This is a genomic window from Kumtagia sp., from assembly GCF_059502445.1.
In genome coordinates, this window is the sequence record NZ_JCACER010000101.1 from 169,300 (window position 1) to 186,987 (window position 17,688).

At 64.1% G+C, this 17,688-nt stretch carries 17 protein-coding genes; 1 reads left to right on the forward strand and 16 read right to left on the reverse strand.

Going from position 1 to position 17,688, the window contains the following annotated elements:
• Window positions 1-9 precede the first annotated feature (9 nt).
• The 4 genes from AC5JDC_RS26795 to AC5JDC_RS26810 form a co-directional block, all read right to left on the reverse strand.
• Window positions 10-909, reverse strand: a complete 900-nt coding sequence (locus AC5JDC_RS26795) for an ABC transporter permease subunit (protein WP_425351395.1) — start codon at window positions 907-909, stop codon at window positions 10-12.
• Between the two features lie 23 nt (window positions 910-932).
• On the reverse strand, window positions 933-1,952 hold the full coding sequence (locus tag AC5JDC_RS26800; RefSeq protein ID WP_495846226.1) for an ABC transporter permease: 1,020 nt from the start codon (window positions 1,950-1,952) through the stop codon (window positions 933-935).
• A 153-nt stretch (window positions 1,953-2,105) separates the two neighbouring features.
• A complete protein-coding gene (locus tag AC5JDC_RS26805) occupies window positions 2,106-3,788 on the reverse strand; it encodes an ABC transporter substrate-binding protein (protein WP_495846228.1) in 1,683 nt (560 codons plus the stop codon).
• A 97-nt stretch (window positions 3,789-3,885) separates the two neighbouring features.
• Complete coding sequence (locus tag AC5JDC_RS26810; RefSeq protein ID WP_495846230.1) at window positions 3,886-4,773, reverse strand: phytanoyl-CoA dioxygenase family protein; 888 nt, start codon at window positions 4,771-4,773, stop codon at window positions 3,886-3,888.
• Between the two features lie 90 nt (window positions 4,774-4,863).
• Here AC5JDC_RS26810 and AC5JDC_RS26815 point away from each other — a divergent pair, with 90 nt between their 5' ends.
• A complete protein-coding gene (locus AC5JDC_RS26815) occupies window positions 4,864-5,997 on the forward strand; it encodes a LysR family transcriptional regulator (protein WP_495846232.1) in 1,134 nt (377 codons plus the stop codon).
• Here AC5JDC_RS26815 and AC5JDC_RS26820 read toward each other — a convergent pair.
• The 12 genes from AC5JDC_RS26820 to AC5JDC_RS26875 all read right to left on the reverse strand — a co-directional run bounded on the left by AC5JDC_RS26820 (window position 5,994) and on the right by AC5JDC_RS26875 (window position 17,685).
• Entirely contained in the window at window positions 5,994-6,494 is a 501-nt protein-coding gene (locus AC5JDC_RS26820; protein ID WP_106774921.1) for a flavin reductase family protein, read from the reverse strand. The two genes, AC5JDC_RS26815 and AC5JDC_RS26820, sit on opposite strands and share 4 nt — an antisense overlap.
• Before the next feature lie 20 nt (window positions 6,495-6,514).
• Window positions 6,515-7,810 (reverse strand): LLM class flavin-dependent oxidoreductase, encoded by a 1,296-nt coding sequence (locus tag AC5JDC_RS26825; protein WP_495846234.1) that lies wholly within the window; start codon window positions 7,808-7,810, stop codon window positions 6,515-6,517.
• Between the two features lie 6 nt (window positions 7,811-7,816).
• Entirely contained in the window at window positions 7,817-8,578 is a 762-nt protein-coding gene (locus tag AC5JDC_RS26830) for an ABC transporter permease (RefSeq protein WP_106774877.1), read from the reverse strand.
• Entirely contained in the window at window positions 8,575-9,372 is a 798-nt protein-coding gene (locus AC5JDC_RS26835; protein WP_495846236.1) for an ABC transporter permease, read from the reverse strand. The genes AC5JDC_RS26830 and AC5JDC_RS26835 overlap by 4 nt, the downstream gene beginning before the upstream one ends.
• Entirely contained in the window at window positions 9,369-10,382 is a 1,014-nt protein-coding gene (locus AC5JDC_RS26840; RefSeq protein WP_495846238.1) for an ABC transporter substrate-binding protein, read from the reverse strand. The genes AC5JDC_RS26835 and AC5JDC_RS26840 overlap by 4 nt, the downstream gene beginning before the upstream one ends.
• Window positions 10,383-10,432: 50 nt before the next feature.
• Window positions 10,433-11,212, reverse strand: coding sequence for a class II aldolase/adducin family protein (locus tag AC5JDC_RS26845; protein ID WP_495846240.1), 780 nt, complete (start codon window positions 11,210-11,212; stop codon window positions 10,433-10,435).
• Between the two features lie 19 nt (window positions 11,213-11,231).
• A complete protein-coding gene (locus AC5JDC_RS26850; protein WP_495846418.1) occupies window positions 11,232-11,999 on the reverse strand; it encodes an ABC transporter ATP-binding protein in 768 nt (255 codons plus the stop codon).
• A 511-nt stretch (window positions 12,000-12,510) separates the two neighbouring features.
• A complete protein-coding gene (locus AC5JDC_RS26855; protein WP_495846242.1) occupies window positions 12,511-13,449 on the reverse strand; it encodes a nucleoside hydrolase in 939 nt (312 codons plus the stop codon).
• Window positions 13,449-14,378 carry a cupin domain-containing protein gene (locus tag AC5JDC_RS26860; RefSeq protein WP_495846244.1) on the reverse strand — a complete coding sequence of 310 codons (930 nt, stop codon included), beginning with the start codon at window positions 14,376-14,378 and terminating at the stop codon, window positions 13,449-13,451. The genes AC5JDC_RS26855 and AC5JDC_RS26860 overlap by 1 nt, the downstream gene beginning before the upstream one ends.
• Window positions 14,375-15,631 (reverse strand): hydantoinase/carbamoylase family amidase, encoded by a 1,257-nt coding sequence (locus tag AC5JDC_RS26865; protein ID WP_495846246.1) that lies wholly within the window; start codon window positions 15,629-15,631, stop codon window positions 14,375-14,377. The genes AC5JDC_RS26860 and AC5JDC_RS26865 overlap by 4 nt, the downstream gene beginning before the upstream one ends.
• Window positions 15,632-15,635: 4 nt before the next feature.
• The gene (locus tag AC5JDC_RS26870; protein ID WP_495846248.1) at window positions 15,636-16,514 is read right to left on the reverse strand and encodes an alpha/beta fold hydrolase; all 879 of its coding nucleotides are present in this window, start codon (window positions 16,512-16,514) and stop codon (window positions 15,636-15,638) included.
• A 40-nt stretch (window positions 16,515-16,554) separates the two neighbouring features.
• Complete coding sequence (locus tag AC5JDC_RS26875; RefSeq protein ID WP_495846250.1) at window positions 16,555-17,685, reverse strand: pyridoxal phosphate-dependent aminotransferase; 1,131 nt, start codon at window positions 17,683-17,685, stop codon at window positions 16,555-16,557.
• Window positions 17,686-17,688: the final 3 nt, after the last annotated feature.

Genomic DNA, 17,688 nt, shown 5'->3' on the forward strand with positions numbered 1-17,688 from the left:
GCTCGCCTGTCATGCTCTGCTCAGCCGCGGATCCAGCGCGTCCCTCAGACCGTCGCCGATAAAGTTCACGGCCAGAACCATGATAAGAATAGCGAGCCCCGGAAACGCTACAACCCACCATGCGCGCAGGATGAACTCCCGCGATTCCGCGAGCATCGCGCCCCATTCCGGCGCGGGCGGCTGAGCGCCAAGACCGAGGAAGCTCAATCCTGCAGCCGCCAGGATCGCCGAAGAGAAGACGAGGCTGGCGTGGACGATGACGGGCGCAAGACAGTTCGGGAGAATAGCGGTGAACATGAGCCGCAAGGGACCGGCTCCTGCCATACGACTGGCGATGACATAGTTTCGGTTTGCCACCACCAGAACCTGGCCGCGCGTGATGCGGATAAATTCCGGCAAATAAGCCAGCGCTATCGCAATCATCGCATTGGTGAGGCTCGGGCCTAGAACGGCGACGACGACGAAGGCGAGCAGAAGCGAGGGAAAAGACCAGAGGATGTCGGAGAGCCGCATGATGATCTCCTCGAGCCACCCCCGGAAATATCCAGCGACGAGGCCCAGAGCGACCCCAAGGGTGAGCGAGAGGGTTAGGACACAAAAGCCGACGTAGAAGGAGAAGCGGGAGCCGTGCATCAAGCGGGAAAGAAGATCGCGACCGACGGCGTCGGTGCCGAGGAGAAATCGCGCCGAGCCTCCGTCCTGCCAAACCGGAGGCTGAAGGCTGTGCTGGCGGAACTGCATAATCGGCGAGTGGGGAGCGATGAGATCGGCAAAGACCGCTACGAACAGGAAGACCAACAGGATGGTCAAGCCCACCATCGCGCTTAGGTTCTTTCGAAAAAGGAGCCAGAACTCCCGCAAAGGTCCAGCCTGCATCAGTGCAACCGGCTCGCCTGAGCTGCTTACTATGGGTTCACGAGTGTCCTTTGCCGTCATGAGGCACCTCCCGCGCGAATCCGAGGGTCGAGAACGCCATAGAGGACGTCGACCGCGAAGTTGACCAGGATCAGGACGAGCGCGATCAGCAGTATTCCGCCCTGGATGACCTGATAGTCGCGGCTGAGGATCGCCTTAACGATCCACGTACCGATGCCCGGCCAGGCAAACACCGTCTCCGTCAGGATCGCGCCGGCCAGCAGCCCACCCATCGTCAGACCGACGACCGTCGTAACGGGGATGAGCGCGTTGCGCAAAGCATGAACGACAACCACCCGAAACTCGCTCAGGCCTTTCGCCCGCGCCGTCCGCACGTAGTCTTCGTTCAGAACCTCCGCCATGGCGGACCGCGTCTGCCGCGCAAAGATGGCTAGCGGAATGATCCCCAAGGTCACAGTGGGGAGGATGAGATGGTTCAGCGCCGACCAGAACGCCCTCAAGTCGCCCCCGAGGAGGGTATCGGCAAGCATGAAGCCGGTGGTGGGTGTCGGAAAGTACAAGACGGATATGCGGCCCGAAACCGGGGTCCAGCCGAGATAGCCTGAAAAAAAAGTGATGAGGATCATGCCCCACCAGAACACCGGCATCGAGAACCCGACGAGCGCCGCACTCATCAGGCCGAGGTCGATCGCAGTCCCCCTGGCAAGCGCAGCGATCATTCCGGCAGGCACGCCGAGAAGGAGCCCAAAGCATGTCGCTGTCAGAGCCAGCTCGATGGTTGCCGGGAAGTGGCTCATAAACTCGCTCAGCACGGGCTGACGGGTAAACGCGGAAATCCCGAGGTCGCCGCTGAAAAGGCCTGCGATGTAGCGAAAATACTGCTCCCAGAGCGGGCGATCGAAGCCAAACTGTATGATGAGCTGTTGATACCGCTCCTCCGAGATCTCTCGCTCTGCGGGCATCAGCAGGAGGATGGGATCGCCGGGTATGAGGCGAATGAGAAAGAAGGTTGCCAGCGACACGCCGAGCAGTGTGAAAAACGCCACGGCGGCTCTGCCCGCTAAGTACCTCAACACAATCTAGAACCTCCAGGCGGTGGCTTAAGCGGTAGCGCCGGTTCCCTCGCCGCTACGGAATTGTCAGATCGTTGCCGACAACTGCCTTGACACATCGAGGCGGCCTTGGCCGCCTCGATGTTGCCGACGTGTGGCGTGGGAGGTGCGATCACGTCATGGTTTGATTGAAACGCCCCAGAAGGCCTGGCCGCCCAGCGTGTGAATCTTATAGTTTTGGACGTTCGAACTCACCACCTGGAACTCGATTGGATTTGCCAGCGGGAGAACCGGAAGAACCTCGCGAAAGCGTTTCTGCAGGTGAGCGTAGATGTCGGCCGATTTTTCTTTATCAAGCTCGACTTTGCCCGCCTGATAAAGGCGCTCGATCTCTTCGTCGCAAACGGTCGACCAGCCCCCGCAACTGAACATGCCGTCGACGGCAGCATTGGCGTGGGGGTAGTCCATGTTCAGGCCGCTGAATGCCATGTACGCATATTTGGCGTCACGCCGCTTCTGTCGAAGCTCCGCCATGTCCATCGCGATGATATTCACCTTCACGCCGACCTCGGCGAGGTCTGCCTGGACGAGTTCGGCGGCGCGCTGAGAATTCGGCATGTAGCTGCGGTTCAGTGGAGCGAGCCAAAGCTCTATAGTGAAGCCGTCCGGATAACCCGCTTCGGCGAGCAACTGCTTGGCCTTCTCGACGTCGCGCGAATAAGGCTCCAGTTCGACGAAGCCCGGGATTGGCGGAGGTACGAATGAAGTCGCCACTGTTCCCGTCGCACCGCCAAACACGGCCTCGATAATCGCCTGTTTGTCGATTGCATGGGCAAACGCCTGACGCACCTTCATGTCGCCCATCGGGACGCGCTGATCGGCACCACTGAACGGGAGCAGCGGGTAGTAGAGGAGTCCGGTGGACGTACCCGGCACGGTGGCGAGCGCCAGCCCTTCCACAGGGGTGCTCACAAGGTCCAGGACATCCGCGGCGGATGGGTCGATCAGGATGTTACATTCGCCTGCTTTGACCTGAGCAAGTCGCACGGTCGGATCGGGCGTGACGACAACCACGAGGTCGTCGACAAGAGCCCCGCGAGAAGCGTCGCCCTCCTTGATCGCCCAGTAATCGTCGAACTTGGCGAAACGGGTCATGACCTCCTTCTGGAAGGCGACAAACCGGAACGGCCCCGTACCAATGGGCTGCAGATCCACTTGGTCCGGTGTGCCCGCATCCTTCATCGCTTCGCCATACTGGGCGCTTTGGATCGACACCGACTCCGACGCCATCTGTTCGAGAAAGACCGCGGTCGGTTTGGCAAGCGTGATCTGCAGGGTGTAGTCGTCGACTTTCTTCATCTCGACGATGTTCTTGTCTATCTTTGTATAGTCAAAATACTGGCTTCCCACGCCAACGCCATGGAAGAAATGGTTGGGGTCCCGGTAGCGATCGATCGTGAAGATCACGTCGTCGGCATTGAAGTCACGCGTCGGGGTGAACAGCGGATTGCTGTGCCACTTCACCCCTTTTCGCAAGTGGAAGGTGTAGATCAGGCCATCTTCCGAAATCTCCCACGACGTCGCCAGCCCCGGCACCAGCTTTGTTCCACCGCGCTCGATTTCCACCAGGCGATTGTGCATGGCGTTCATTACGTCGACGCTGGGGGTAACCCATTGCTGGGCAGCGTTCAGGTTCTGCACGCTGCGCGGCGTACAGACCACGAGCGTCTCGGCGCTCGCCGTGGATTGCAGACCAGCTGAAATCAACGAAGTTAGAGCTCCGGCTATAAATGTTCTCACGAGATTCATGGGTTCAGCCTCTCTGGAATGGATGCGCCGCGCCCAGCGCTTCGCATCCATCAAGCCTTGATGAGGTCGCTGGTACCGACCCCATCAATACGCTGCACCTGGGCCTGCAAACACAATGCATCCGCGGTTATGGCATTATGCACAAACCTTATAGTACGGACGTCCAAGCCGCCACGCTGGCCGCAGTGCGCTCCCAGAGAACTGGAAATAGCGGGTGATCCATCGGCGCGCCGGGCTTTAGCTCGTCGTCAAGGCCGGGAAACGGTGGTGACGTCCGCCATTTGCGCGGGGCATGAGTGATGTCGTCGCCAAGGAAGCGAACCGAGAGTACCCGCCGGCGGCCGCTGCCGACGCCGGCGGCCGCGTGCAGCGTCAGCATGTGGAAGAACACCACGTCACCTGGCTCCAGCTCCCAGCCGAGGATATTAAATGCAGATCGGTCGGCCTCGATGTCGGGGAGGTCCGACAACGTCCCTTCCGGGAACCATTTCGCCTCGCTTGACATGAACGAGCGCGGCATTAGCCAAGGCCCCTTGTGCGTGCCGGCGACGAATTCCAGGGTTGCGGCGCGCGACACCGGGTCCATGGGCGCCCACATGCTGCAGTTCTGCAGCCCGTCGATGTTGTAATAGGGCTGGTCCTGGTGCCAGGGCGTCTTGGCGCGTGTGTTGGGCTCCTTCACCAACAGATGATCGTGATAGAGCCGCACCGTTTCAGCGCCCATCAGCAGCCCGGCCACGGCGCCCGCGGCCGAATTGAAGATGAAGTCTCGGTATGCGGGAATATCCTGCCAGTTGCAGAAATCCTCGATGAAATAGCCCGGGTCGTCCGGACGGCTGGCGACACTCGCCCTCGGACTGGGATTGGCCATGTTTTCTGCTATTCCCTGCCGGCACAATTCAACTTCGTCTGGACTGAGCAACCCTCTGACGCAGATTGCTCCATCCCGTCGGTAGGCATCGATGTCGGCTTGCGAAAGTCGGGATTTCGCCCGTTTCGTCGCTTCGGCAATGACACGGCTGCTTTGTTCCTGCATGCTGATCTCCTCACTGTCTATTGGCCAACCTGAGGGATAGGCAATTGGAACATTAGGCTGTAATTAAATCTGGATAATCAATCATAGCCAATGCCTATACCGTACACATTCCGTCAGCTCGAGTACTTTGTCGCAGTCGCCGGCCACGGCAGCGTCACCGCTGCAGCGACTGCCTGCAATGTCTCCCAGCCCTCGGTGTCCGTCGCGATTTCTGAGCTTGAGATCGCTTTGGGGCGTACCCTCTTCAAGCGACAAGCCGGACAGGGGCTTGCCATTACACCGGGCGGGCGGCGCCTGCTGACACAGGCAAAGACCATCCTGGCTGATGGATACCGTATTGCGAGGGGCGAGCACGACAGCGTCTTAGCTGGGGAGATCGCAATCGCTTGCTTCAGGGATCTCGGATCGATTTATCTTCCAAAGATGCTCACCAATTTTGCAAAGAGCGCACCAAATATTTCGTACCGGCTCAGCGAAGGCGATCTGGCAGAGGTCCGCGCCCAGATTCTCGACGGGAGATGTGACCTCGCCATCACATACGACATCGAACTAAAGTCGCACGGTATTGCCAGAACCGTCATCGACCGCCTGCCACCATACGTGTTGCTCCCACGCGATCATCCGCTTGCCATGTCGACCCAGGTCAACCTGCGTGATCTCTCCTCCGACAGGGTGGTGATCGAGGATTTTCCAATCACCCGAGAGTATTTCGAGAGCCTGTTCCGAAAGCACGGAGCGACGCTGCGGAACATACAGATGGCACCGAGTTTCGAGATGCAAAGGGGGCTGGTCGCCAACGGCTGGGGCGTAGGGCTTTCGTGCGTACGACCGAGGCCCGACTTCAGCTCCGATGGGACCGAACTGATCTGCCTTCCGATGGAGGTGTCGGAACCTGCACAGTTTGTTGTGCTGGCCCACCTTGGCGAGAAGACGCTTTCAATTCCGGCCAGACAAATGGCGCTCGCTGTGGCTGAAAGCTCACAGCTAGCCCGGACCGTCAAGCCCGGAGCTGCATCCCCGGACCGGATCGAAATCGACAACAGCGACGATGTCCGCAGCTCGGACGACGGTTTTGTGGCGGCCATCAGCGCCGCGATGCAGCCCGAAAATCTACAGGCTTCAGACAAGAACCATGCGATAAGGTCAACAAGCAGCCGAACTTCGGCTGAATTTGAGCGCTTTTTGCTTCAAAACAGCCGGTATCTTCCGCGGCGGGTGAATTAGCTGTTGTTCCAGGCCACATACCGGCGAGAGTAATAGAGCAAGGCAGCTTCCTGGTCGCTGCTGCGAAGATCGATCACCCGGCCGAACAGGACGCGATGCGTGCCTTCGTCGAACGCGTTGGCAAGCTCGCATTCGAAGCTCACCAAGGCGTCCTCGAGCACGGGAACGCCGGTCCTGCCCTCCACCCAACGCCCTGACGAGAAGCGCTCGGTCATGGAGGTCTTGCCGCCGAACAGATCGGACAGGGCCTCATGCGAGGGGGCAAGCGTGTTGACGCTGAAGAAGCGGGCGCGATCGAAGGCCGGGAAGCAGGAGCTCGTCCGATTGATGCAGGCGAGCAAGGTGGCCGGCGCATCGCTCACGCTGCATACGGCCGAAGCCGTGAAGCCGAAGCGACCGTCTGCCGTGCGTGTCGTGACGATGTTTACCGCTGCTGCCAACCGGGCCATGCCGTTTCGGTAGTCCGCGCTCTCCACCGTCTGGAAGCGATGTGTCATGATGCCCACGTTGGCCCTCCTCAGATGCGGGCCGGACGTTCCAGGCCCATGCGGTCGCGCAGCGTCGTACCCTCGTATTGCGTGCGGTACAGTTCGCGCTCCTGCAGGATCGGTACGACGAGGTCGACGAAATCGGTGAGGCCCGCCGGGAAGTGCGACGGCATGACGTTGAAGCCGTCGGCAGCCCGCGTCGTGAACCAGGTCTCTAGCGTGTCGGCCACATAGTCCGGCGTGCCGCACAGGACCCAGTGGCCGCGCGCCGCCGCCATGAGGTTGTAGACGTCGCGCAGCCGCATGTTCTCGCGCTTCGCCTTGTCGAGCATGACCCTGGCGAATGCGTGGTAGTTGTCGGAGGGCACGAGGTCGTCCGGGATCGGTCCGTCGAGATCGTAGACGCTCATGTCGACGCCGAAGCGGTCGCTCATGAGCGCCAACGCGTTGGTCTCGCTGATGAAGCCCTGGAGCTCGGCGAGTTTGTCATGCGCCTCGCGCTCGGTGCGCCCGACGATCGGCATTACGCCGGGCAGCACGACCATGGACTCCTCACTGCGGCCGTATTTCGCGAGCCTGTCCTTCACCGAACGGTAGAAGGCGCGGGCTTCGTCGAGATCCTGCGTGACGGAGAACACGACGTCGGCCGATTTTGCCGCGAGCTCCTGGCCGGGGCCCGAGCCGCCCGCCTGCAGGATGACCGGCTGGCCCTGCGGCGAGCGGCCTATGTTGAGCGGTCCCTTGACCTTGAAATGCGTGCCCTCGTGATCGAGCGCGCGCACCCTGGCGGGATCGATGTAGATGGCTGTCTCGCGGTCGGCGACGATCGCGTCGTCGGCCCAGCAGTCCCACAGGCCGCGCACCACGGTCAAGAACTCCTCGGCGATCTCGTAGCGCTTCGAATGGTCGGGATGGACCGTGCCGAAATTCGCCGCCGCCGCCGGATTGGCCGTCGTCACCGCGTTCCACGCGGCACGCCCGCCGCTCAGGTGATCGAGCGAGGCGAAGACCCTGGCGACGGTGAATGGGTCGCAATAGGTTGTCGAGACGGTCGCGCCGAGCCCGATATGCTGCGTCGCGCCGGCAATGGCCGAAAGCAGCGTCAGCGGCTCCAGCCGGGCGGTGTAGGAGGGGTGGGCGGCCGGGTCGGCATTGAGGTTGTCGCCCACGAAGATGAGATCGAACAGGCCACGCTCAGCCTCGACCGCGATCTGCCGGATCATTCCGATGTCCTGGAAACTGTCCATCGCGCCGGGCACGCGCCAGCCGGCGACATGGCTGCCGGTACCGAGCAGGAAGAGGCCGAAATGCATCTTGCGTGTCATGCTATGCTATCTCCAGAAGACGTAGCGGCGCTCGACGAAACTGATGGCGCCGAAGAAGGCGAGGCTGATGGCCGACGCCACGATGATGGCGGCCCAGACCTTCACGAAATCGACCTGCAGCACCGCCTGGTAGATCACCCAGCCGAGCCCGCCATAGGCGCCGAGCATCTCCGTAACGATGGCTACGATGACGCTGCGCACGGTGGAGACGCGCATGCCGGCGATGATGAGCGGCAGCGCCGTCGGCAGGCGCAGCCGCCACAGCACCGCGAGCCGGCCTGCGCCGAAGGAACGCAGGAGGTCGACCGACTTGCGATCGACGCGGTCGAGGCCGGCGATCGTGCTGAGGAAGATCGTAAAGCTGACGGCGATCGCCACCATCACGACCTTCGAGGCCATGCCGATCCCGAACCACAGCAGCACCAGCGGCGAATAGGCGACGACGGGAACCGAATTGATGGCGGTGGCGAGCGGCACGACCACGCTTCGGGCGCTCGGAACCATCGTGACCAGCACCGCCGCCGCCATGCCGGCAAGGCAGCCGATGGCATAGCCCGCCAGGGACTCGGTCGCGGTGAAGCGGGCAGCCGCAAGCAGCGACCCGGCATCGTTGGCAAGTCCCGCGAGGATGCTGCTGATCGCCGGCAGCACATAGGCCGGCAGGTCGAGGCCGCGCGCGCAAAGCTCCCAGACGACGGCGACCAGCAGCGCGCCGCCGATGCCGCGGGAAATCTGCCTGGCGCTGTCGGAGGAAATGGAAGCAGTCATTGCTCGCCTCCCCAGAAGACGATCCTGCGCTCTGCAAAGGCGACGACGCCGTAGAGCCCCATGCCGAGGCAGGCGGAGACGACGATGGTTGCCCAGATGCCGGCGACGTTCTCATTGTACATGGCCTGGAGGAGAAGGACGCCGAGGCCGGTGGTGTCGCCGAACCACTCGCCGACGATCGCGCCGACGAGGGCGAGCGAGGAAGCGAGCTTCAGCGCCACGAAGAGCTGCGGCAGCGCGGCGGGCAGATAGAGCCTGCGCAGGATCTGCGCATCGTCGGCGCCGAAGCTGCGCATGAGCTGCACCTGGCGGGGATCGACGGCGGAAAAGCCGAGCAGCGTGTTCACGGTCACCGGCAGGAAGCTGATGTAGAAGGAGATCACGGCCTTGGCGAGCAGCGTGTTGCCGAACCACAGAACGACGACGGCGCCGAAGGCGATGACGGGAATGGTCTGCGAGACGACGAAGAGCGGAAAGAACATCTCCCGCAGCAGCACCCAGCGATGGAAGACGACGGCCATGACGACGCCGAACAGGCTGCCGGCGACAAAGCCGAGCGCCGTTTCCAGGAAGGTGCGCCAGAGTCCGGCGAGATAGGCGCTAGGCGTCGCCATGATCGTCGAGGCGATCACACTCGGCCGCGGCAGGTAGTAGGAGCGGATGCCGAAAACCACGACGGCCGCCTCGACGAGGACGATAGCGACCACCAGCCAGACGAGCGGCTTGAGAACCGCGCCGATCCTGCCCGTCGATGCGACGGACAGGTTGGCGGCCACAGTGGCTGAGCCGCTCACAGGCGCCTTTCCTCGACGGGGATGCTCTCGATGAAGGTGGCATTGAAGGCGGCATCGAGATCGACCGGCTTCGAGATCACGCCGTATTCGACGAGCAGGTCGTTGGCGGAACCGACCGCCGCCTTGTCGATGGCGAAGAGCCCGTCGGTCGAGCCCTTGCCGGCGGTCATCAGCGTCCTGACCTCCTTCAGCATGAACTCCTGCTGGGCGCGGTCGAGCGTCGGCGAGATCTTCATGATGATGTCGACCGCCTCGCTTTCATTGGCGAAGGCCTCCTTCCAGCCCTTGACGCTGGCGCGCAGGAACTTCTCGACCAGCTCGGGCTGCTCGGCCGCCGTCTTCTCCGAGACGATCAGCGTGTCGCGCGGGAAGGAGACGCCGCTGTCTTCCGGCACGAACAGGTTCAGGTTGTCCTTCCCGACACGCTCGTTGATGACATAGAGTTCGTTGTGGCGCGTCGCCGTCACGACATCGACCTGCTTGTCGACGAACGGCGTGACAGAGACCTGCTGCGGCTGGATGTCCACGTCGGACGGGCTGACGCCCACCTTGGAGAGCATCGCCGACAGCACGTGGTTGGCGCCGGTGAACCAGGTGGTGGCCGTCCTGCCCTTGAAGTCGGCGACCGACTGGACCGGGCCGTCCTTGTGGGAGACGAAGACGAACGGCGTGACCTGGTGCGCGACGCCGATGCAGACGACCGGCAGGCCCTTGTCGCGCGCCGCGAACACGCTGTCCGTGCCGCCCGAAAGGCCGAACGTGTCGGCGCCGGTCGCCACCAGGTTCTCGGTGAGCAGGTTCGGCCCACCGGGATTGATGGTGAGGTTGATGCCCTCGTCCTTGTAGTAGCCCTTTTCCAGCGCGACGTAGAAGCCGGCGAACTGCGCCTGTGTAAGCCATTTCAGGCGCAGGCTGGCATCGACCATATCCTGCGCGACGGCGGGGACCGGCGCTTGAAGACCGATAGAGGCGGCCGCGAAGGCCACGAGGAACGTGCGTCGTTTGAACATGGAACCCTCTCTGTTGGTTTTTCGTCGTTGTCGTCGTCCTCCGCCCGGAACTATTGCCGGTAGTCCGCGCCTTCCCTGTCGAGCCGCCGCAGGAAGGCCGGCCACTCGCGCTCGCCGGCGATGAGGATGTCGCCCTTGTTCTCCCAGAACTGGCGCGCCGCCTTTTCGCAGACATCGTGCGGCGGCACGATAAGCCTGGCGCCGGATGCGGCAGCGGCCTGGAGGTCGAGCTGGATGCGCGCGGCGCGCTCGAAATAATAGAGCAGCATGAAGGCTTCGCCGGGCGTGCGGCCGACCGTCAGGATGCCGTGGTTGCGCATGAGCATCACCCGGTTGTCGCCGAGGTGGCGAATGATCCGCTCCTGCTCGTCGAGATCGATCGCCACGCCTTCGTAGTCGTGGAAGGCCTGGCGCTTGTAGAAGCGCATGGCGAACTGGCTGAGCGGCAGCAACCCCTCCTCCTGGCAGGAGACGGCGACGCTCGCGTCGGAATGGGTGTGAAGCACGCAGACCGCGTCGTGGCTCGACTTGTGGATCGCCCCGTGGATGACGAAGGCCGCCTTGTTGGCGGTATGGGGCGTGTCGTCGAGCTTGTTGCCGGCGATGTCGATGCGGACCAGGCTGGAGGCGGTGATCTCCTCGAACAGGAAGCCGTAGGGGTTCAGCAGGAACTGGTCCTCGTGGCCTGGCAGCCGCATGGAGATGTGGTTGTAGATCAGATCGTCCATGCCGAGCCGCGCCACCATGCGATAGCAGGCGGCGAGATCGACGCGCGCCTTCCATTCGCCTTCGGGGATGTGGGCGGGGCGGCCGGAATAGTGGTCGTTCATCGTCGGTTCCTCGTCTCTGTCAGCGGCCGGCGACCTGGAAGGATTTCATGCTTTCCTCCTCGATCGCCTCGAGCAGGGTCTTCTTCAGGGCGATGAATTCGGGGGAGGTCACGATGTCGGCCTTGCGCGGGCGCGGCAGGTCGACGGCCTGCTCCAGCTTGATGCGGCCGGGGCGTGCGGTCATCACCAGCACCCGGTCGCCGAGGAAGATCGCCTCGTCGACGTCGTGGGTGATGAACAGCACCGTGCGCTTGTGCTTCTGCCAGACGTCGAGCAGCCAGCGCTGCATCATCGTGCGCGTCAGCGCGTCGAGCGCGCCGAACGGTTCGTCGAGCAGCATCAGGTCGCGCTTGAACAGGAAGGTGCGCATCAGCGCGACGCGCTGGCGCATGCCGCCCGAAAGCTGGTTGGGATATTGCGCCTCGAAGCCGGCAAGGCCGAATTCCGGCAGCATGTCCATCGCCAGCTTGCGCGCCTCGGCGCGCGGCATGCCCTCGACCTCGAGTGCCAGGATCGCATTGTCGATGACGTTGCGCCACGGCAGCAGCAGGTCGCGCTGCGGCATGAAAGAGACCTTGCCGAGCAGGTCGGAGGCCGTCGAGCTAACACCCTTCAGCCGCAGGATGTTGCCCGGATCGGGCTCCTCCAGGCCGGCGAGAATGTTGAAGAGCGTGCTCTTGCCGCAGCCGGACGGCCCAACGACCGTGACCAGCTCGCCCGGCCGGATCGAAACCTCCAGATCCTGCAGCGCCTTGACCGTGCCGAAGGTCTTGGAGATTTGCCGCAACTCGATGAGAGGCCGCTCGTCGGCCGCATCCTGCCCCGGGACGGCGCCCGGCACGACCTTGCCCCTCGTGGGCGCGCGGCCGTTGGCCAGTCCGCCGGCGTCGGCGTGGGCGCCATGGAAATATCCTTCAACCAGCGTCACGTTGCCTCCGCCATGCTGACTATCCTCACGTATGCAGTTTTCGTCACTGAGGATACAGGCAAGCCGCGTGCCAAGCAGCGCTCTGTCGCCATGACTGGCGGGAAATGACCCCTCCTGCTCATCGCTAGCGTCACATCGGCCTCCTCAAACCGCTGAAAGACGACGCCCACACCATTTGAATGCTGATGTGAATTTTCTGCATACGTTACACGATTTTCTGCGTGCAGAAAGCGTCATTTCTTGTGCATCGTATGACCGATTTTGAGGCATGCCCTCGGCATTCGAAACCGCCGAGCCGGCAAAACCATCCACCCTTTCTCTAACGAAAGGGCCGGCGCGGATGCAGCGCCGGTCTCTGCGGGAGACGCTCCTATGCGAGTGCCTGCTTCATCATGCGGAAGAAGCCGCCGTTGGAGGCCCGCTCGATGACCCGCGCATTGACCTTGTAGTCCGGCCAGCGGTTGCCGAGCACCGGCGGGTGGATCGCCGAAAAACCGCGCGTGATCTCCCCGGCCGTTTCGATGCGCACCACCGCCTGCCGCGACGCCTCGATGAGGGTGGGGTCGAGCGCGCAGGCACAGGTGAGCGAGTCCGGATGCGTGCTCATCGGCCGGCCGTAGCGCGCCTGCGCCATCTGCCGCGGCACGGCGGACACCTTGCGGTAGAATTCCGACAGCGGCGTTTTCATCGCGAATATCTCGTCGAGCTGGTCCGTCTCGAACACGCTGGATTTCAGCGTCAGCGTCCAGGTCGACAGCGTGATGTCGAAGCCTGCCTCGAAGACGATCCTCGCCGCTTCCGGATCGATGAAGAAATTGTACTCCGCGCAGGGCGTGATGTTGCCGACGGAATTGTCGGTGCCGCCCATGATCCAGAGATGGCGCACGGCCTTGGCGATGCGCGGTTCCTTCATCACGGCGAGCGCTATGTTGGTGAGCGGCGCCTGCGCCAGGATGTCGATCTTGCCGGGCTCCGCCATGACGCGATCGATGATCGCATCGACCGCGTGCTGGCTTTCCGGGCGCTGGCGGGCGATCGGCAGGTTAGCGCCGCTCATGCCGTCGTTGCCGTGCATGGTCGAGGCTTCCCACGGCTTGACCATGGGCCGCCGCGCCCCGCAATAGACGGGCACCCTTCCGGAAAAGCCCGCCGCCTCGATCGTCGCCAGAGCGTTTTCCACCTGCTGGTCGAACGGCACGTTGCCGACGCAGATCGTCACCGCCTCCAGCGTCGAGCCGGGCGTGCGCATCGCCAAGAGCAGCGAATAGGTGTCGTCGCCGGCCGTATCCGTGTCGATGATCAGGCGCATCAGTAGAACTCGAAGCCCATGGTGCGGGCGTGATAATAGAAGCCGCCGTCCTGCACGATCAGGAATTCGGCACGCGTGCTGCCGTGGTTGTGATGGCTGTGCTTGGCCGCCGGCGGCGTGACCAGCGTCGCCCAGGGCGACCAGTCGCATTTCTGCTCGGCCACCATGGAATAGGCCGGTTCGCCGGCGACGACCAGCGTGATGGCCGCCGAATTGTGCTTGTGCGGCGGCTGCTCGCTTCTGGGCTTCAGCGTGTTGAGCGACAGCGTCATCGTCGGCGTGATGTTGCGTGCGGCCACAGTCTTCTCGGCGGAGAAGATCAACGCGTGGCCCGAGGTGTCGGCATTGGCGTTGCGGTTGTAGACGACGTCGAGCTGGTGCGCGATCTCGCCGGCCGGATAGTGCACGAACTGCACCGCGGCCTCGGCGCCGGTCACCGGGACCGAGGCGTCGAATTTCAGCTGCGGGTCATTGCCGACGGCCCACAAAACGCTGTCCTGCCGCGCGGAGATCGACGAGGCTGTGCCGCCCGGCAGGAGGAAGACGTCGCCCTTGCCGAGCGCGGCCTTCTCCTCGCCGATCGAAAGATCGGCACTGCCCTCGATGACGTACCAGATCGACGCCGTGTTCGAGAGCGTCGTATCGAGCGTCTCGCCTGCCTTTACGACGGCGTAGCGCGCCAGCATCAGCGGCGTCGTGGCCGGGAAGGCGCACTGCATGCTCGCCGACTGGTCGCAGTCGATGAAGCCGGTCTTCTCCATCTTCAGCGCCGCTGCCGGCTCGTCCACGAAGATATGGCCGGGCACCGGAGGAAGCTTGATGTTGAAGGCGTTGCCGGAGTTGAAGTAGCGGCTGCGCGCCTGCGCCGCATTGGCGGGCTCGCGCGGCAGTTGGACCGGCATTTCCGCCATGTCTTCGGCTGTGCTCATCTTTCATCTCCTTGTTTCGACGAAACGCCCGCCTCAGCCATCAGGAGGTCGAGAAGAACCGTGGCGCCGGCTGCGACATGGGCGGGCTCGGCCCATTCGCCCGGATGATGGCTGATGCCGCCACGGCAGGGAATGAAGATCATCGCTGCGCGCGTCAGCGACGCCATCTGCCGCGCATCGTGGCCGGCGGCGGACAGCAGGTCGAGCCTGGCGAGGCCGTGCCGGTCGGCCGACGCCCGGATCGCCATGCGCAGGCCCGTATCGAAGCCGTTCGACGGCGCGTCGACGAGCCGGCGGATATCGACGCCGCAGGCCCCCGCGCCGGCTTTCGCGATCTCCTCGATGCGGGCGCCGAAAGCCTCGAGCGCCGCATTGTCGGGATGGCGCAGATCGATGCGGAACGTCACCCTGGCCGGCACTACGGAAGGTGCGTTCGGCTCGACCACGACGCGACCGATGGTGAACTTCACCGACGGATCGCCGGCCATCGTTTCATGCATGCGCGCCGCGATCCCGGCGAATGCCCTCACCGCATCCTGCCGGCGCGCCATCGGCTCCGTGCCGGCGTGCGCCTCGCGGCCGGCAAGGGTGATCTCGTAGGTCTTCTTGCCCTGGATGCCCGAGACGACGCCGATCACGGCGCCTTCGCTTTCGAGCCTGTCGGCCTGCTCGATATGCGGCTCGACATAGGCGTGGACCGGGAAGCCGGTCGGCCGGCGCGCGATCCGCGGAAAGGCGTCGTGAACCGCCTTCAGCGCCTCGCCGACGCTCACGCCTTCCACGTCGCGCACGGCCATCACCTCTTCGGGGGGGCGCAGGCCAGCAAACAGTTCGGAACCCATCATGCCCGGGGCGAAGCGGCTCCCCTCCTCGTTCATCCAGGCGACGACGACGATCGACCGTTCGGGCGTGAGGCCGGCCTCGGCAATGGCGGTCGCGGCCTCGAGGGCGGCGAGCGTGCCGAAGGCCCCGTCAAAGAGACCGCCCGTCGGCTGGCTGTCGATGTGACTGCCGGCGACGACGGGCGCCAGCTGGGGAGCGGAGCCTTCCAGGGTCAGGAAGAGGTTTCCGGCGAAATCGGTCGAGGGTTTGAGACCGGCTCCCGCGCCCCAGTCGATCAGCCGGCGCCAGGCTAGGATTTCCTCCGCAGATAGCGCCTGGCGGTTGACGCCGCCGCCAGGCAGCGCGCCGTCCTCGCCGAGCGCCATCAAGCGCTGCCAGAGCCGGTCGGCGGAAATCCTCGGCAGCGCCATGCAGTCACTCCGTCCGCATGACCTGGCCAGGATCGGCGCGCGGGTCGCGCGGTTTCCAGGCACCCTGCTCGACTTGAGCGATGAAGTCAGCGACGAGCGCGTTGAACATCGCCGGCTCCTCGAGGTTCAGCGTGTGCCCGGTCTTCGGCAGGATGGCGAGGCCGGCGGCAGGCAGCGTCTTCTTGAGGTAGATCGACGGCTGCAGGCAGTGGTCGTCCTCGTCGCCGGTCATCACCAGCGTCGGCACCGTCATGCGCTTCAGCTCGTCCTCCAGGTCCCAGAAGGACGGGCGGCGGCACTGGACGCCGCGCATCGTATTGGCCGCGCCCATCGGCGAATGGCGCGACAGCCGCGCGGCAAAGGCGGCCCAGCCGCGCGGGTCCTTGTTCTGGAACTGCACGCGGCTCGCCCCGAGCGCGTAGATCTTCGAAAAGCCGACCGGATCCTTCTCGAAATTCTCCGCCACCTTGAGCGAGGTGTTGCGGAAATAGTCGGCCGTTTCCCGCTCGGTGCCGTAGCCGGCGCCGGCGACCGTGAGCGACAGCGCCCGCTCTGGAAAGCGCAGGCCGAAATGCAGCGTCGCGAAGCCGCCCATCGACAGGCCGACGACATGCGCCTTGCCGATGCCGAGCGCATCAAGCACGGCGAGCGCGTCGCTCGCTGCGATCGCCTGCGAGTATTTCTCCACGTCGGCGGGGATGTCCGACGGCACGTAGCCGCGTGCCGCGTAGGTGATGCAGCGGTGGCGGCGCGCGAAGAAGCTCATCTGCGGCTCCCAGGCGTCGTAGTTGCCACCGAACTCGTGGACGAAGAGGATGGGCGTGCCGCTCTCCCCCGCCGTCTCGTAATAGAGCTTCGTCCCGTCGCTCGCGGTCGCGTACATGCGGAGCCTCTTAGCAGTCCGTTGCCGTGTCCGTACCGACCTAGAAGAGGGTCGGCACGTCGTTGAGCGTGCGCGCGGTCTCGATATAGCGCGGCAGGCCTTCGCAGAAGCGTTCGGCCCAGGCCGCCGGCACCGAGGTCGAGACCTTGATGAAGCGGTCGCCGAAGGCGGCTGTATGGTAGCGGCCCTGCCGGATCATCACGCCTTCGCGGCGCGCGGCCTCGACGATCGCCTCCGGTGAGACGCCGGTGGCGGCCGTTTCGAGCACCAGGAAATTGCCGTGCGACACCGGAATCGGCACCGACAGCCCGGCCGCTCTCGCCGCCTCGATGACGATCTCCTTGTTGGCGCGGTCGAGGCGGCGCACCTCCTGCATCCATTCCGCCTTGACCGAAAGGCCGGCCATGGCGGCGCGCTGGGCGACCACGGATGCCCCGAGCACCGAGGTGGAAGCCACGGAGAATTCGTCGACCAGCGCCGGTTCGGCGACCAGCGCGCCGATGCGCATGCCGGCGAGGCCGAGCCACTTGGAGAAGCTGAGCGACACGACGGTGCCTTCCGGCGCCACCTGGAGCACCGGCGTGTGGCCGTCGGCGAAGTCGCGGTAAGTGCAGTCGTGGATCATCAGCGCGCCGACTGAGCGGGCGATGTCGGCGAAGGCCTCGATCTCCGCCCGTTCGTAGCGGATGCCGAGCGGATTGTTGGGATCGACGATGTAGATGATGGCGCAGCGCTCGTCGACGGCAGCGCGCAGCGCCTGCGGCGTCAGCTTGAAGTTCGTCGCGGGATCGTAGATCGGAATCTGGATCACCTCGGCGCCGGCCTGCTCGGCGAACAGGCACGGCCATTTCCAGGTAGGGTCGGTCGTCACCAGCGTCGTACCCGGCTTCGCGCGCGCCTTGCAGATCATGGCGAGCGCATTGACGCCGCCCTCGGTGACGAGCGCCTCGCCGGAGGGGACGCCGAGATCGGCGACGATGGCGTCGCGCAGCGCCTCGAACCCCATCGGCGGCGCATAGGCGTTGAACTCGCCGGCCTCGATCGAGCGGACCATCGCCTCCACGACCGCCGGATGCGCGGGCACGTGATTGGTGTTTTGGCCCATCCACGCCAGGTCGGGCGTCGAGAACAGGTCGTCGAAATAGCGGTTGCGGGTGCGTGCGTCGGCCATGAC

What these genes read in the sequence shown, in the direction of transcription:
- AC5JDC_RS26805 (WP_495846228.1), bottom strand. Translation starts at nt 3,788, where the DNA reads ATGGATGCGAAGCGCTGGGCGCGGCGCATCCATTCCAGAGAGGCTGAA.
- AC5JDC_RS26810 (WP_495846230.1), bottom strand. Translation starts at nt 4,773, where the DNA reads ATGCAGGAACAAAGCAGCCGTGTCATTGCCGAAGCGACGAAACGGGCG.
- AC5JDC_RS26815 (WP_495846232.1), top strand. Translation starts at nt 4,864, where the DNA reads ATGCCTATACCGTACACATTCCGTCAGCTCGAGTACTTTGTCGCAGTC.
- AC5JDC_RS26820 (WP_106774921.1), bottom strand. Translation starts at nt 6,494, where the DNA reads ATGACACATCGCTTCCAGACGGTGGAGAGCGCGGACTACCGAAACGGC.
- AC5JDC_RS26825 (WP_495846234.1), bottom strand. Translation starts at nt 7,810, where the DNA reads ATGACACGCAAGATGCATTTCGGCCTCTTCCTGCTCGGTACCGGCAGC.
- AC5JDC_RS26830 (WP_106774877.1), bottom strand. Translation starts at nt 8,578, where the DNA reads ATGACTGCTTCCATTTCCTCCGACAGCGCCAGGCAGATTTCCCGCGGC.
- AC5JDC_RS26840 (WP_495846238.1), bottom strand. Translation starts at nt 10,382, where the DNA reads ATGTTCAAACGACGCACGTTCCTCGTGGCCTTCGCGGCCGCCTCTATC.
- AC5JDC_RS26845 (WP_495846240.1), bottom strand. Translation starts at nt 11,212, where the DNA reads ATGAACGACCACTATTCCGGCCGCCCCGCCCACATCCCCGAAGGCGAA.
- AC5JDC_RS26855 (WP_495846242.1), bottom strand. Translation starts at nt 13,449, where the DNA reads ATGCGCCTGATCATCGACACGGATACGGCCGGCGACGACACCTATTCG.
- AC5JDC_RS26860 (WP_495846244.1), bottom strand. Translation starts at nt 14,378, where the DNA reads ATGAGCACAGCCGAAGACATGGCGGAAATGCCGGTCCAACTGCCGCGC.
- AC5JDC_RS26865 (WP_495846246.1), bottom strand. Translation starts at nt 15,631, where the DNA reads ATGGCGCTGCCGAGGATTTCCGCCGACCGGCTCTGGCAGCGCTTGATG.
- AC5JDC_RS26870 (WP_495846248.1), bottom strand. Translation starts at nt 16,514, where the DNA reads ATGTACGCGACCGCGAGCGACGGGACGAAGCTCTATTACGAGACGGCG.
- AC5JDC_RS26875 (WP_495846250.1), bottom strand. Translation starts at nt 17,685, where the DNA reads ATGGCCGACGCACGCACCCGCAACCGCTATTTCGACGACCTGTTCTCG.